The organism is Plantibacter flavus, assembly GCF_051487245.1.
GTDB lineage: Bacteria > Actinomycetota > Actinomycetes > Actinomycetales > Microbacteriaceae > Plantibacter > Plantibacter flavus_B.
Genome location: NZ_JAHVDH010000003.1, coordinates 403,938 through 417,568 on the forward strand (window position 1 = coordinate 403,938; position 13,631 = coordinate 417,568).

Annotated in this window: 13 protein-coding genes and 1 tRNA gene; 9 read left to right on the top strand and 5 right to left on the bottom strand. The window is 68.3% G+C overall.

Annotation, left to right across the window (positions count from 1 at the left end; all coding sequences use genetic code 11):
* Positions 1-38 precede the first annotated feature (38 nt).
* Entirely contained in the window at positions 39-1,145 is a 1,107-nt protein-coding gene (locus KXS11_RS09060) for a DNA alkylation repair protein (protein WP_437385235.1), read from the top strand.
* A gap of 9 nt (positions 1,146-1,154) precedes the next feature.
* Here the strand turns inward: KXS11_RS09060 and KXS11_RS09065 are convergent, their stop codons facing one another.
* Together KXS11_RS09065 and KXS11_RS09070 are read right to left on the bottom strand one after the other, a co-directional pair.
* Positions 1,155-1,778 carry a hypothetical protein gene (locus KXS11_RS09065; RefSeq protein ID WP_437385236.1) on the bottom strand — a complete coding sequence of 208 codons (624 nt, stop codon included), beginning with the start codon at positions 1,776-1,778 and terminating at the stop codon, positions 1,155-1,157.
* A gap of 272 nt (positions 1,779-2,050) precedes the next feature.
* A tRNA-Arg gene (locus KXS11_RS09070) sits at positions 2,051-2,123 on the bottom strand.
* A 208-nt stretch (positions 2,124-2,331) separates the two neighbouring features.
* On the opposite strand from KXS11_RS09070, the gene KXS11_RS09075 reads away from it, so the two are divergent.
* The 6 genes from KXS11_RS09075 (at position 2,332) to KXS11_RS09100 (ending at position 7,287) form a co-directional block, all read left to right on the top strand.
* Positions 2,332-4,086 (top strand): hypothetical protein, encoded by a 1,755-nt coding sequence (locus tag KXS11_RS09075; protein ID WP_437385237.1) that lies wholly within the window; start codon positions 2,332-2,334, stop codon positions 4,084-4,086.
* A gap of 194 nt (positions 4,087-4,280) precedes the next feature.
* The gene (locus tag KXS11_RS09080) at positions 4,281-4,610 is read left to right on the top strand and encodes a PadR family transcriptional regulator (protein WP_437385238.1); all 330 of its coding nucleotides are present in this window, start codon (positions 4,281-4,283) and stop codon (positions 4,608-4,610) included.
* A 2-nt stretch (positions 4,611-4,612) separates the two neighbouring features.
* The gene (locus KXS11_RS09085; protein ID WP_437385239.1) at positions 4,613-4,975 is read left to right on the top strand and encodes a DUF1048 domain-containing protein; all 363 of its coding nucleotides are present in this window, start codon (positions 4,613-4,615) and stop codon (positions 4,973-4,975) included.
* Positions 4,976-5,149: 174 nt separating this feature from the next.
* Positions 5,150-5,965 (top strand): ABC transporter ATP-binding protein, encoded by an 816-nt coding sequence (locus tag KXS11_RS09090; protein WP_437385240.1) that lies wholly within the window; start codon positions 5,150-5,152, stop codon positions 5,963-5,965.
* Between the two features lie 24 nt (positions 5,966-5,989).
* The gene (locus KXS11_RS09095) at positions 5,990-6,796 is read left to right on the top strand and encodes an ABC transporter permease (protein ID WP_437385241.1); all 807 of its coding nucleotides are present in this window, start codon (positions 5,990-5,992) and stop codon (positions 6,794-6,796) included.
* A gap of 116 nt (positions 6,797-6,912) precedes the next feature.
* Positions 6,913-7,287 carry a cupin domain-containing protein gene (locus tag KXS11_RS09100; RefSeq protein WP_437385242.1) on the top strand — a complete coding sequence of 125 codons (375 nt, stop codon included), beginning with the start codon at positions 6,913-6,915 and terminating at the stop codon, positions 7,285-7,287.
* A gap of 87 nt (positions 7,288-7,374) precedes the next feature.
* Here the strand turns inward: KXS11_RS09100 and KXS11_RS09105 are convergent, their stop codons facing one another.
* The 3 genes from KXS11_RS09105 to KXS11_RS09115 form a co-directional block, all read right to left on the bottom strand.
* A complete protein-coding gene (locus KXS11_RS09105) occupies positions 7,375-8,196 on the bottom strand; it encodes a carbohydrate ABC transporter permease (RefSeq protein WP_437385243.1) in 822 nt (273 codons plus the stop codon).
* A complete protein-coding gene (locus KXS11_RS09110) occupies positions 8,189-9,175 on the bottom strand; it encodes a carbohydrate ABC transporter permease (protein ID WP_437385244.1) in 987 nt (328 codons plus the stop codon). The genes KXS11_RS09105 and KXS11_RS09110 overlap by 8 nt, the downstream gene beginning before the upstream one ends.
* A 102-nt stretch (positions 9,176-9,277) precedes the next feature.
* Positions 9,278-10,642 (bottom strand): ABC transporter substrate-binding protein, encoded by a 1,365-nt coding sequence (locus KXS11_RS09115; protein ID WP_437385245.1) that lies wholly within the window; start codon positions 10,640-10,642, stop codon positions 9,278-9,280.
* Positions 10,643-10,870: 228 nt separating this feature from the next.
* Here KXS11_RS09115 and KXS11_RS09120 point away from each other — a divergent pair, with 228 nt between their 5' ends.
* Entirely contained in the window at positions 10,871-12,337 is a 1,467-nt protein-coding gene (locus KXS11_RS09120; protein WP_437385246.1) for an LLM class flavin-dependent oxidoreductase, read from the top strand.
* On the top strand, positions 12,334-13,629 hold the full coding sequence (locus KXS11_RS09125) for an acyl-CoA dehydrogenase family protein (protein ID WP_437385247.1): 1,296 nt from the start codon (positions 12,334-12,336) through the stop codon (positions 13,627-13,629). The genes KXS11_RS09120 and KXS11_RS09125 overlap by 4 nt, the downstream gene beginning before the upstream one ends.
* Positions 13,630-13,631: the final 2 nt, after the last annotated feature.

Below are 13,631 nucleotides of genomic sequence, written 5' to 3' on the forward strand. Positions count from 1 at the left end.
TCGGAGCAGGTGTCGGCGGCATCGGGGAGGATCGGAACATGCCCTTCGCAGACGAACTCCTCGGCGTCGACGCCGCCCGCACCCTGACGCACTCGCTCAGGAAGGCCGCGCCGGGCAACCCGTTCGCGGCTGTGGCTGCGGCGTCGGAAGATCTCGGCGAGCGCCCGTTGCGTGAGCGCGCAGACCTGTTGCGCGACGCGATTCTCACGGACGTGCCCGGTGATTTCGACACCCTCGCGCGCATCGTCCGCTCGGCTGCAGCCTCGGGTCCGTCGTTCGCAGGCTGGCTGATCTGGCCGGTGGCGGGAGCCGTCGCGTCCCGCGCGATCAGCGACGGCGGCACCGCGTCCTTCGATGATGCGATGCGTCTGCAAGCCGAGCTCACCGGTCGACTCACGGCGGAGTTCACGATCAGGGCGTTGCTGCAGCACGATCTCGACCGCGCGATGCCGATCGTCCGCTCGTGGACCACCTCAGACGACGAGCATGTCCGGCGCCTGGCGAGCGAGGGCACCCGGCCGTTCCTGCCGTGGGCGATCCGTGTGAAGGCGATGCTCGCGCAGCCGCAGCTCACCGTTCCGATCCTCGATGCGCTGTACCGCGACGAGAGCGAGTACGTGCGGCGTTCGGTCGCGAACCACCTCAACGATCTGAGCCGCGACCACCCCGACCTCGTGATCGAGACGGTCGGCCGCTGGATGGAAGCACCTGCACCCGAGACTCCGGCGCTCGTGAAGCACGCGTTGCGCACGCTGGTGAAGCGAGGGCATCCCGGTGCCCTCGCCGTTCTGGGCTTCACGCCAACGACCACGGAGGTCGAGGGGTTCACCATCGACGCGACGGATGTGGCGTTCGGTGGTTCGGTCCGCTTCTCGGCGACCGTCCGCAACACGGACGCGCTCCCGGCACGCCTCGCCATCGACTACGTCGTCATGCACCAGAAGGCGAACGGCTCGCAGACTGGGAAGACCTTCAAACTCACGACACAGACGCTCGCGCCCGGTGAGCACGTCCGGATCGCCCGCGAGCACTCGTTCCGCGCCATCACGACCCGCCGCTACCATCCCGGTGCCCACGCCGTCGCGCTCCAGGTCAACGGCGTCCTGTCGGAGCCGCTCGTCTTCGAACTGCTGCCGCCCGCCTGACGCCACGCCTCACGGGATGTAGCAGCCCTCGGAGGCGACGATGTGGAGTCGGTCGGCCGCGCCGGTCTCTTCGAGTGTGATCGTCACCGCGTCGTGAGCCACCTGCGCCTCGAGATGATTGAACGAGTGCGGGGTGGGTCGGCGCACCTCCCGCGAGTCGTCGCTCCACTCCGCCGGTGCCATCTCGCTGAGATCGAGTGCGGCGATCTGCGTCAGGACGGCTGCTCCACGGCCGAGCTCCACCTCGATGACGGTGGTCATCTGCGCGGCGTACATCTGCTCCCCCTTCTGCCCGGGAAGGTCGCATGGGGCGGCGCTCAGGACCGGCTCGGAGATCACGGTTCCTCCGTCGATCGTGCCGGCCACGTTCGTGAGCAGACGCGTGGCGATCGCCTCTGCATCCACCTGGATCTGCGCGCGGTCCTCGCCGTCCATCCGGATCTGCTCTCCCGCCATCGACCAGATCGACCCGATGAAGACATCGGCGACGACTCTGGTCCCGAGTCCGGTGAGCAGCGAGTTGATGAACAGCTGACCGATCACCGCCGCGATGATCACCAGCGTGAGGCCCAGCTTCGCCCGCCACGCGCGCGGCGTTCGAATCGGCGTCTTCGGTTCGTCGGTGTTCGTCATCAGCGTTCCTGTCAGATCGAGTGAACGACCACTCTCGCAGAACAGGGCACAGAACTCCTATGCCTTGATGCACTACAAACAGTGACACGGTCGTGACGCTCCACCGGGGAGAGCTCGTTCACGCGATTAACCTAGGACGCGCCGATCGACGACCAGCGGGCGCGCGCACGATCTGTGGAGAGCCGGTCCGCGGCGGCGCCTGTGGAGGACGACACTCGGCTTTGGAGGGCAAAACAAAAGCGGCCCACCGAAGTGGACCGCTTTCATATCTGTGCGCCCGAAGGGATTCGAACCCCCAACCTTCTGATCCGTAGTCAGATGCTCTATCCGTTGAGCTACGGGCGCATTGCTTGCTGAGAGAAGTGAACTTCGGCTCTGCAGGCCGAAGTAGAGCCTACAACACGGAAGCCGAAGACGCGAATCCGCCCCTCGACAGGCTCGGGGACCGGCGGGAGGAATCCTCCGCGAACGGCGACGCGATGGGGAGCGCTCCCCTCGACACGAGGATCGCATACATGGAACAGTCGATGACACCACCAGGAGAAGGAACGACGTGACCGCAGCACCAGCGCCGACCACCGACGGCTTCACCCTCATCGGCCGCCACCCGGTCCGCGCCAACCTCCTGCTCATCGGCATCCTCTCCGGCATCGCCGCGGCCGTGCTCGGCGGCATCGGCGGAGGCATCCTCGGCGCGGCCCTCGACATCGAAGGCGCACCGGCCGTCGCCATCGCGGTCTGCTTCCTCGCCATCGCGGGCGCCTGCCTCACCCACCTCGGTGTCGCCTATCGCCGGGTCGGCATCGACGCCGTCCGCGGCACAGCCCTCATCGACGGCCAGACGATCCCGCTGCGCTCCATCACGACCGGCGCACTCCTCACCAGAACACCGGCCGCAACCACGCCCGTGCTCAGCCTGCGACTCACGACGGACACCGGCACCCAAGCGCGGATCATCGTGAACGGCGGCTGGCTGCGCCACCTCCCGACCGCCGACCTCGCACCACTCGCCGCACTCATCGCCGGGAGCGGCATCCCCGACGACACCGGCGAGGATCCGCTGGACACCGGCAGGGAACGCATCTCCCGCACCCTCGCCGGCAAGGGCACGGACGTCACCATCAGCCGACGCGGCTTCATCATCGACTGCATCTCCGCAGCCGAGGCCACCGGCGACGCGACACTGCTCGACGCCGTGATCACGGCAGCCGGCCCCATCGGACGACAGATCCGGGACGAGAGCGAGCGGATCGGGCGGGACACGACCGGCGGGCAGGACGACGCCCGCACTCCCCTGACGACGCCCGAAGCAGAACCCACACCACTGGTTCCACCGCCGCCGCGGTATGGAGCGGTCGATGGCGGCGCGACGGGTGCGATCGACACCGCGGCGTCGGACGACGACCGGTTCCGGCGCCCGGACGATCCGGCCCGAGTGGCTGCGGCGGGGACAGTCGACCGGGGGCACATCGACAAGCCCGGCGACCGGAGTGGCGAAGTCGGCGACCGGATCGGCGAGCTCGACGACCGGGACACTGGGGTCGGCGAACAGGGCCCGGAGTTCAGGGGACCGAACGCCGCAGGAGGCGCGCAGGGCACGCCGCCGAGCGACCGAGGCGCGGAGGTCGAACTGCCGTCGTGGGTGCAGCCCAAGGACCAGGCGCGGATGCGCGCCTGGCTCGCCGACGACGAACTGGTCGTCCACATGCAACCGATCGCGGAGACCACCGGCGCACGAACCCTGCGTCGCGTGTGCGACTGGATCCTCATCGGACTCGTCGGCGTCGGCTTCCTGGCGATCATCGTCGCAGCCGTCGCTGAACGGGTGATCGACAGCCTGCTGCCGTCGGACGCGAACGGCCTCGTCGGTGCTGCGGTGATCGGCGCGGCACTCCTCGCGTTCGTCACCTGGATCCTCGGCGGCATCGCCCGGTCCAGCGAGATCCGCACTGCGCAACGTGTGTCGCTCGATTGGCTCGACGAGCGCGGATCGGAACAGCGACGCCGCGGCCTGCCTCCCGTCCTGCTCCAGCACTTCCTCGGACCGATCCCCGGAGCGCGCCTCCTCGCGGCCGGAGCGTACGGCCTCAGCGTGCTCGGCGGCATCGGGATCATCGCCGGGGCACTGCTCACCGTGGATCCGGAAGACCTCGGTGCCGCAACGGGACCGATCATGCTCGGCGTCAGCATCGCGCTCGCGGCCGCCGGAACGGCACTGTTCCTCCTGCGCTGGCACCGCGTGAAGCGCCAGCGCGCGTTCGCGATCGAGCTCGGCGGCGAACGGTTGGCGTTCCTCGGGAACCTGTAAGGCCACCTCGACAGGCTCGGTGACCGGAGACGAGTCCGGCGATTGGAGACGAGCTCCGCGATTGGGCTCGACGGCCGAGCACCAAGCTCGCGACCGGCGCGCCTCATGCACCGCAGAATTGCCTGTTGCGCATCCGGTACTCAGTGTTACTATCTACCAGTACCTAGTGACACCGAGTAGCCGGAGGAGGCGCCATGGCGAAGCAGATGACCGAGATGCTGAAGGGCACGCTCGAGGGCATCGTCCTCGCCCTGCTGGCCGGCTCCCCCGCCTACGGCTACGAGATCACCGCCCGCCTCCGCGACACCGGCTTCGCCGACATCGCCGAGGGCACCATCTACGCGATCCTCGTGCGGATCGAGCAGAAGGGCCTCGTCAGTATCGAGAAACGCCCGTCCGAGAAGGGTCCGCCGCGCAAGGTGTACTCCCTCAACCCCGACGGCGAGGCCTACCTCGCCGATTTCTGGAACAGCTGGAGCTTCCTCGCCGAACGCCTGGAACAGCTCCGAGACGGAAAGGCCTGAGCATGTTCATCACCCGCATGATCGAGGAGAAGCGCCACTACAACCGGTTCCGGGCGCGCACGAAGGCGCTGCCGGCGAACTACCGCACCACGGTCGAGGCGCTCGAGCGCTACATCTACTACTTCGCCTCCTCCCGCAGCACGAACCTCCTGGCGCTGCTCGACAACCTCGTCGACCTCTTCGAGGACGCGAGCGCGAACGAGACCCCGATCCGCGACATCGTTGGTGAGGACCCGGTCGAGTTCATCGAAGAGCTCATCCGCAACTACCCACCGAGCGAGTGGATCGCGAAGGAACGCGCCAAGCTCACCCGGATCGTCGACACCGCCACGGCGGGCACCGGCCCCGGCAGCGACCACAGCTGACCCTCGCGTGGCGCCCCGCACCGGGACGCCACGAACACCCTCCGAACACATCACGCGCCTGAGGAGCGCTGGTCGTCGTGCCCGCAGAACATCGTGGTCACGAGCGGCTCCCGCTTCGCTCCGCGCATCAGCGCCCATGCAGGGCGTGCCTCGTCGACCCCGAAAGGCACCGACATGTCCACCACCACCCCCGGCGCGGCCATCCGCGTCCACGGCCTCGAGAAGTCGTTCAAGGACCTCCACGTCCTCCGCGGCGTCGACTTCGAGGTCGAGCGCGGCAGCATCTTCGCCCTGCTCGGCTCGAACGGCGCCGGCAAGACCACCGTCGTCAACATCCTCTCCACCCTGCTCCGACCGGATGCGGGAACCGCGAGCGTCGGCGGGTTCGACATCGACGACCAGTCAGGTTCCGTCCGCGAGACGATCAGCCTCACCGGTCAGTTCGCCGCCGTCGACGACACCCTGACCGGTCGGGAGAACCTCGTCCTCGTCGCCAGGCTGCGACACCTGCCGCAGCCGACGCGCATCGCGGACGACCTCCTCGCCCGGTTCTCCCTCACCGAGGCCGGTGCACGTCGAGCCGCGACGTACTCGGGCGGCATGCGTCGTCGTCTCGACATCGCCATGAGCCTCGTCGGACGCCCGTCCGTGATCTTCCTCGACGAACCCACGACCGGTCTCGACCCCGAGGCCCGCATCGAGGTCTGGAAGGTCGTCGAGGAGCTGGCCGGGCAGGGCACGACCGTCCTCCTCACCACCCAGTACCTCGACGAAGCCGAGCACCTCGCCGACCGCATCGCGATCCTCCACCAGGGACGCATCATCGCGAACGGCACCCTCGCTGAACTGAAGCAACTGCTGCCGCCGGCCGAAGTCCAGTACGTCGAGAAGCAGCCGACGCTCGAGGAGATCTTCCTCGCGATCATCGGCAGCGATGCGACCACCGACGCCGGCGCTCCCGGCACCCAGCCCGAGAACGTCACCGAGTAGCACGACACCACGCAAGGAGCCATCATGTCCACGCTCGCCGCACCCACCGCGCGTCCTGTTCCGCAGGCGCAACGCACCCACTTCCTCACCGACACCCGCATCCTCACCGGTCGTTCGATGCGCCACATCACGCGGAGCCTCGACACCATCATCACGGTGACGATCACTCCGATCGCCCTCATGCTGCTGTTCACCTACGTGTTCGGCGGTGCCCTCGCCGCGGGGACCGACACCTATGTCACGTACCTGCTGCCGGGCATCCTGATCATCACGATCGCGTCCGGGATCGCCTACACCTCGATGCGACTGTTCACCGACCTCCAGAGCGGCATCTTCCAGCGCTTCCACTCGATGCCCATCTCCCGTGCGTCGGTCCTCTGGGCCCACGTGCTCACCTCGCTGGTGTCGAACGGGCTCTCCCTCGTCATCATCGTGGCCGTGGCGCTCGTGATGGGCTTCCGTTCGCCGGCCGGACCACTCGCCTGGCTCGGCGTGATCGGGATCCTCGCCCTGTTCACCCTGGCGCTGACGTGGGTCGCCGTGATCGCCGGCCTCTCCGCGAAGAGCCCCGACGGCGCCGGAGCGTTCGCGTACCCGCTGATCTTCCTGCCGTTCATCAGCTCCGCGTTCGTCCCGACGGACACCATGCCGGGACCGGTGCGCTGGTTCGCCGAGAACCAGCCGGTCACCTCCATCGTCGACACCATCCGCAACCTGCTCGCCGCGCAACCGGTGGGCGGCGACATCTGGGTGGCCCTCGCCTGGTGCGTCGGGATCCTCGTCGTGGCGTACGGGTTCGCCATGGTCGTCTACCGGCGTCGGGTCGCCTGAGCCAGATCGGCGCCGGACCGGGGTCCACCTCGCTCCGCGGAGCAGCATCGCCGTCTCGGCGATGGCGCTCGAAAACGGAGCTGCGGTGGACTCCGGCGCGGGCGTACAGTCGCCGCATGATCACCGACGATCCCACGCTCACGAACCCCGACCACTACCGCACACTGTGGGAGAACGAGCATGTGCGCGTGCTCGAGTACACCGACGAACCGGGCGACCGCACCACGCCGCACGACCATCCGAACAGCGTCCTGGTGGCCCTGAGCGACTTCTCCCGGCGCCTCATGGCCGGCGGGCGGACCTTCGACACCGCCCTCGTCACCGGGCAGACGGTGTGGATTCCGGCACAGCGCCACTCGGGCGAGAACACGGGTGCGACACCCACCCACACCATCCTGATCGAACTCAAGGGTGACGCCGCTGGGGAGGCCTCAGCGGGGGCACTCGGACCACAACCGACCGCCCCAGAGGACTCCTCGCCGGCGGTGTAGCTCGGCGTTCGAGGGGAACGGTCGAACACAGGGCGGCGGCCCCGAGAAGCGTCGACCCCTGCGCCTGTCGACGGACGAATACCAGCTCTACCTCACGCTCCCCGATGTGAGCCCGGCGACGAGCCATCGCTGGAGGAACACCGCGGCGGCGAACACCGGGATCACACCGATGAGCGACGCGGCGGCGATCTTGCCGAAGTCCTGGATCCGCTCGCCGAGCATCAACGACAGCACGACCGGCACCGTCTGCGCCTGCGGGCCCTGCGTCAAGAACGTCGCGAGCACGAACTCGTTGTAGTTGAGGACGGCGACGATCACGCCGACCGCCACGAGTGCGGGCGTCAGCAACGGGGTGACCACGCTGAACAGCACCCGGAACGACCCGGCGCCATCGAGCTGAGCGGCCTCGTCCAACTCCACCGGCAGCTTCCTGACGAAACCTTCGAGCAGCCAGACCGCGACCGCCGTGTTGGCCAGCGCGTACACCAGCGTGAGACCGGCGAGCGTGTTGTTCAGCCCGAGCACGCGAAGCAGCGTGAAGATCGGGATGACGGCGACGATCGGCGGCAGCAGCCACGGGCTGAGGATGGTGCCGGCGAGTGTCCTCCCGCCGGTCCGGTAGCGCACCATCGCCCACGACGCAGGCAGGGCGAAGACGAGCGTCAGTGCTGCACCGAGGATCGAGGTGACGAGCGAATTCGCAACCCCCTGCGGCAGGTTCGACTGCGAGAAGGCCGTCGACCAGTTCGACCACTGCGGGTCGGTCGGGAACAGGATTCCCGCCGCCACGTCGCCCCGCGACATGAGCGAAACGGACACCAGGTAGGCGATCGGCACGAGTGCACCGAGCAGGGCGATCACGAGGAACCCGGTCGCAGCCGGCGATGAGCGACGCCGACGTTCAGTCATGGTGCAACCTCCGGGTCACGGCGACGATGGGGAGCGTCACGACGGTGACGACCACGGCGAGCAGCAGCGTGATCGTCGCCGCACGCCCGACGTCGAACTGCTGCAGCGCCGCCTGGTAGATCAGGTACGACGGCGTCGTCGTCGAGGTGCCCGGCCCTCCGGACGTCATCACATAGACGAGATCGAACACCTTGAACGCGAGCACCACACGGATGAGGAACGCCGCGGCGATCGTTCCGGCAATGGCGGGCAGGGTGATGTGCCGGAACAATCGCCAGCCGGATGCGCCGTCGAGCAGCGCGGCCTCGGTGACCTCCGGGTGCTGCCCGAGCAATGCGGCGAACACGAGCAGCGTGATGAGCGGCGTCCACTCCCACACGTCCGCGAGTGCGATCCCCCCGAGCGCGAAAACGGGCGACGCGAGCACCGACACGGGTTCGCCGCCGGCCCCCAGCAGCCCGAGGCCGCCGAGCAGCGTGTTCAGCAAGCCGCCCGAGGGATTGAAGATGAGCTTCCACAGGATGCCCACCACCACCGGCGGAGTGATGAGCGGCAACAGCAGCAGGGTGCGAACGAGCGATCCGGCACGGACGCTGCGGAACAGTGCAACAGCGGTCGCCACTCCGAACACGACGCTCAGCACCGCGACGAGCAGGGCATAACCGATGTTGCGGACGAGCGATGCCGTGACATCCGCATTCGTCAACGCCTCCGCGAAGTTCTCCGTTCCCACCCAGTCCTGGAACGGCTTGCCGAGACTCGACTCGCTGAAGGCCGCGAGTGCGATGAACACCAACGGGAACACGCCCAGCACGATCAAGGCGAGCACGCCGGGTGTGATGAACGCGCGATGCGCCCATCGGCCCCGTCCCGCTGCTGCGCTCTGGACGCGGCGACGGGCCGGGGAACCGATGGGCGTCTTCTGCGGAGCAGCATCCCCCGATGGCTGCTCCGCCGCGGCCTCGGCCAGGGCGGTCATGTCGACCATCAACCGGGCCCCAGACCACGACTGTGCGTCGCGACCAGGCCGGCCGGAGCGCCGAAGCGCACCGACCCGGCCGGGCGGACGTGACGCGGAGGGCTAGTCCGCAAGGATCTTCTCCCACTTCGCCTGCACGCCGTCGAGCGTCTCCTGGGCGGTGCCGCCCTCTCCGGCCAGGAGCTTCGCGAGGTCGTCGGTGAGGACCTGGGCGAGCTCGGTCGCGTGCTTACCGGTCGGCCAGGCGAGCGCACCGTTGAGGGTCGTGCGGTTGACCTCTTGGATGCTCGGGAACTCCTCGCCGTACGTCGCGTCGTTGAGGGACGACTCACGGTTCGGGTCGATCCCGGTCGGCGGGAGCGCCGTCAGCAGCGCTGCGTTCACCTTGCTCGACGCTGCCCACTTGATGAAGGCCTTCGACAGTTCGGTCTTCTGCGTGTTGGCGGCGATCACCCAGCTGAAGCCGGCGACGAGCGAGGCCCGCGGCGTGCTGTTGTCGCCACCGACCGGCAGGGTCGTCACACCCCACTTGTCGACGACCTCGGAACCGCTCTCCGGATCCTGTGAACGGACTCCGAGGTCGGTCCAGTTCTCGATGAAACCGACCTTGCCGGCGAACCAGGCGCTGTTGCCTGCACCGAAGTCGGTCTCAGCCGGCGTCGGCAGTGCGACGTCGTTGACGTCGACGAGGGCCTGCGCCGCCGCGACGGCCTCCGGCGAGTTGATGGTCGGTTTGCCGTCGGCATCCAGGAACTCCCCGCCGAAGCCGGCGAGACGGTTCGCGAAGCTCGCGCCGAGGATGAGCGGCGACTTCTGGCCGAACACCGCGGCACCGTAGACACCGTTCGCCGACTCGTTGGCCGTGATGGTGGTGACGTCCTGGAGGTACTCGTCCCAGGTCGTCGGGGGCTCCGAGATGCCGTTCCGAGCGAGGATGTCCGTGTTGTAGAACAGCACGTGCGTGTCGCCGTCGAAGGGCAGACCGTAGCGCTGGTCACCGACGAAGCTGTACGGCTGATCGATCGCCGGAATGAAGTCGGCGGTGTCGATGTCCTTGTCCGAGTCGACCCAATCCGTCAGGTCCTGGATCGCCCCGTCCGAGGCGAGGTCCCCCAGCGACACATACCAGGGCGCTGCGACGTCGATCGTGTTCGCACCCGACTGCTGGTCGAGCGCGAGCTTCGAGCCGATCTCGTCGTAGGGGACGATGACGGGGTTGATCTTCGCGCCGGTCTCCTTCTCGAACTCCTCGGCGAGCCACTTCGACGCGCCCTCGTGCGAGGCGATCATCAGCACCGTGAGCTCCTGCCCGCTGAAGTCGCCGTCGTCACCACCGGAGGTGTCCGCGCCGGCCGAGCAGCCACTCAGAGCCAGAGCGCCGATGCCGACGATGGCGGGGATGGTGACGCGGAGCGCGCGGCGACGGCTGAACGCTCCCGACGAAGTTGGGGTGTGCGGCTTGGGCATGGGGACTCCTGGGCTGTGCGGGGGATTCGGGTGGTGGTGATGGGTGCTGTAGCGGGAACGTTATGGCCTCCACCGAACGCCGAGGAAGATCGGACGTCACGAATCGTCACACGCATGTGACGCTCTGTTTCGGCCGCCTCGCGAGGGATCCATCCGCGCGAGTAGCGTCATCGACGACGGCACCCGACCCTCCCACCGAGCAACACCGAGACCTCCGGCGGTACCCCTGTGAGCAAGCGCATCATCCTCAACGCGTTCGACATGAGCTGTGTCACGCACCAGGCACCGGGCCTGTGGAAGCACCCCGACAACCAGGCGCACCGCTACAACGACCTCGACTACTGGATCGACCTCGCGAAGCTCCTCGAGCGCGGCACCTTCGACGCGCTGTTCATCGCCGACGTCGTCGGCATCTACGACGTCTACCGGCACTCCTCGGCTCCGGCGCTCATCGACTCCGCCCAGCTGCCTGTCGGCGACCCGATCATCCAGGTCTCCGCGATGGCGAAGGCGACCGAGCACCTCGGCTTCGGCGTCACCGTCGCATCGACCTACGAGCTGCCCTACGCCTTGGCGCGTCGCTTCTCCACGCTCGACCACTTCACCAAGGGGCGCGTCGGATGGAACGTCGTCACCTCGTACCTCGACTCGGCCGCCCGCAACCTCGGCCTGACCACGCAGATCAAGCACGACGACCGCTACGGCATCGGCGAGGAGTTCCTCGATGTCACGTACAAGCTGTGGGAGGGCTCGTGGGAGGACGGCGCGGTCGTCATCGACCGCGAGAGAGGCGTCTACACCGACCCGAGCAAGGTGCACCCGATCAACCACCAGGGCGAGCACTTCCAGGTGCCGGGCATCCACCTGTCGGAGCCGTCGCCGCAGCGCACCCCGGTGATCTTCCAGGCCGGCGCATCTGCCCGTGGCCGCCAGTTCGCCGCAACACACGGTGAGGCGATCTTCATCAACGGCCTCGTCCCCGAACTCACGCGCAAGACGACCGACGACATCCGCGACCGCGCGGAAGCCCTCGGCCGCCCGCGCGACAGCGTCAAGATCCTCACCCTCGCCACGGCGATCGTCGCCGACACCGACGAGGAGGCGCAGGCGAAGTACGAGGAGTACCAGCAGTACATCTCGCTCGACGGCGCCCTCACGCTCTACGGCGGGTGGTCCGGCCTCGACCTCTCCGGTTTCGACCCGGACGAGCCGCTCAAGTACGTCGACACCGACGCCGCCCGCTCGGCGCTCGCGATCTTCACCCTCGCCGACCCGGATCGTGAGTGGACACCGCGCGACATCGCCCACTACATCGGCATCGGCGGCATCGGGCCGGTGTTCGTCGGCAGCGCCTCGACGGTCGCAGACGAGATCGAGCGCTGGATCGAGGTCGCCGGCACCGACGGCTTCAACCTCGCGTACGTCGTCACCCCGGGCACCTTCGAAGCGGTCGTCGACCTCCTCGTGCCCGAGCTGCGCCGCCGCGGCCGGGTGTGGGAGGAATACCCGGAGGGCACGCTCCGCGGCCGCCTCAACGGCACCGGTTCGCCCGTGATCCCGGAATGGCATCCCGCCCACCAGTACCGCGGCGCCTACGCCGGCCTGCCGAGCGCCGCCGACGACACCGCCCCATCACTCTTCGCGGCCGACGACGCCGACGACGCCCTCTACGCCACCGAAGGAGCCTCAGCATGAGCATCACGACGCAGACCGACACCTCGACAAGCTCGGCGACCGGGGGTTCGGTCCCCGAGCCGACCACGTCGGTCCCTGAGCCGGTCGACGGGCGCACGTTCTGGTCGGGGCAGGCGGACGACGCCGAACTCGCGCACTGGGACGCCGTCGCCACCGAGGTCGCGACCAAGCTCGCCGTCGACGTCCTCGACCGTGACCGCGCGAACCTCGACCCGACGGCCGAACTCGATCTGCTGCGCGACGCAGGCCTCGTGAACCTCCTCGACCCTGCCGAGTTCGGCGGTGGCGGCGGCCACTGGGAGAGCGCCTTCCGGGTGATCCGCATCCTTTCGCGTGTGGACGCCTCGATCGGCCAGCTGCTCGCCTACCACTACATCAACGCGGGCAACATCGGCTTCACCGCCGAGCCGTCGACGCAGGCCGCCTGGCACCGCAAGACCGTCGAGGGTCGCTGGATCTGGGGCGACTCGGTCAACCCCACCGACCCCGACCTCTCACTCACGCCCGACGGCGACGCCTTCCGTCTCAACGGGCTGAAGCGCTTCTCCACGGGCGCGTCGGCGGGCGACGTCATCCTCGTCAACGCCGTCGTCCGCGGCGGCGACCACGACGGCCGGATCCTGCAGTTCGTGCTCGACCACGACCGCGACGGCATCGCCTACCTCGGCGACTGGGACGCCCTCGGCCAGCGCCTCTCGGCCTCGGGCTCGGTGAGGTTCGACCAGGTGCTCGTCGAGCAGTCCGACGTGCTGGGCGTCGTGGGCGACGAACCGTTCTCCTCGCTCGTCACCCCGGGTATCCAGCTCGCCTTCGGCAACCTGTACCTCGGCATCGCGGAGGGCGCGCTCGCCCAGGGCACGGACCTCGTCCGCGCCCGGAAGAACGCCTGGTTCCTGAGCCACGCCGACAGCTACCGCGACGACCCGTTCGTGCAGCGCGTCATCGGCGAGTTCGTGTCGTCGATCGCCGCCGTGGAAGCGCTGGCCGACCGCACGAACGCCCGCTTCGACCGCATCATCGCCCGAGGCGCAGCGGTGACCGCAGCCGACCGCGGTGCCATCGCCATCGAGATCGCGAAGCTCAAGGTCGTGTCGACGGAGCTCGGCATCGAGGTCGCCAACCGCATCTTCGAGGTCACCGGGTCCAGCTCGGCCAAGGCCTCCGTCGGACTCGACCTGTTCTGGCGGAACGTGCGCACGCACTCCCTCCACGACCCGGTGGACTACAAGAAGCTCGAGGTCGGTGCGAACCACCTCAACGGCGAACTGCAGCCCATCTCGCTGTACACGTAGGC

What these genes read in the sequence shown, in the direction of transcription:
- KXS11_RS09060 (WP_437385235.1), top strand. Translation starts at nt 39, where the DNA reads ATGCCCTTCGCAGACGAACTCCTCGGCGTCGACGCCGCCCGCACCCTG.
- KXS11_RS09065 (WP_437385236.1), bottom strand. Translation starts at nt 1,778, where the DNA reads ATGACGAACACCGACGAACCGAAGACGCCGATTCGAACGCCGCGCGCG.
- KXS11_RS09080 (WP_437385238.1), top strand. Translation starts at nt 4,281, where the DNA reads ATGGCGAAGCAGATGACCGAGATGCTGAAGGGCACGCTCGAGGGCATC.
- KXS11_RS09085 (WP_437385239.1), top strand. Translation starts at nt 4,613, where the DNA reads ATGTTCATCACCCGCATGATCGAGGAGAAGCGCCACTACAACCGGTTC.
- KXS11_RS09090 (WP_437385240.1), top strand. Translation starts at nt 5,150, where the DNA reads ATGTCCACCACCACCCCCGGCGCGGCCATCCGCGTCCACGGCCTCGAG.
- KXS11_RS09095 (WP_437385241.1), top strand. Translation starts at nt 5,990, where the DNA reads ATGTCCACGCTCGCCGCACCCACCGCGCGTCCTGTTCCGCAGGCGCAA.
- KXS11_RS09100 (WP_437385242.1), top strand. Translation starts at nt 6,913, where the DNA reads ATGATCACCGACGATCCCACGCTCACGAACCCCGACCACTACCGCACA.
- KXS11_RS09105 (WP_437385243.1), bottom strand. Translation starts at nt 8,196, where the DNA reads ATGACTGAACGTCGGCGTCGCTCATCGCCGGCTGCGACCGGGTTCCTC.
- KXS11_RS09110 (WP_437385244.1), bottom strand. Translation starts at nt 9,175, where the DNA reads ATGACCGCCCTGGCCGAGGCCGCGGCGGAGCAGCCATCGGGGGATGCT.
- KXS11_RS09115 (WP_437385245.1), bottom strand. Translation starts at nt 10,642, where the DNA reads ATGCCCAAGCCGCACACCCCAACTTCGTCGGGAGCGTTCAGCCGTCGC.
- KXS11_RS09125 (WP_437385247.1), top strand. Translation starts at nt 12,334, where the DNA reads ATGAGCATCACGACGCAGACCGACACCTCGACAAGCTCGGCGACCGGG.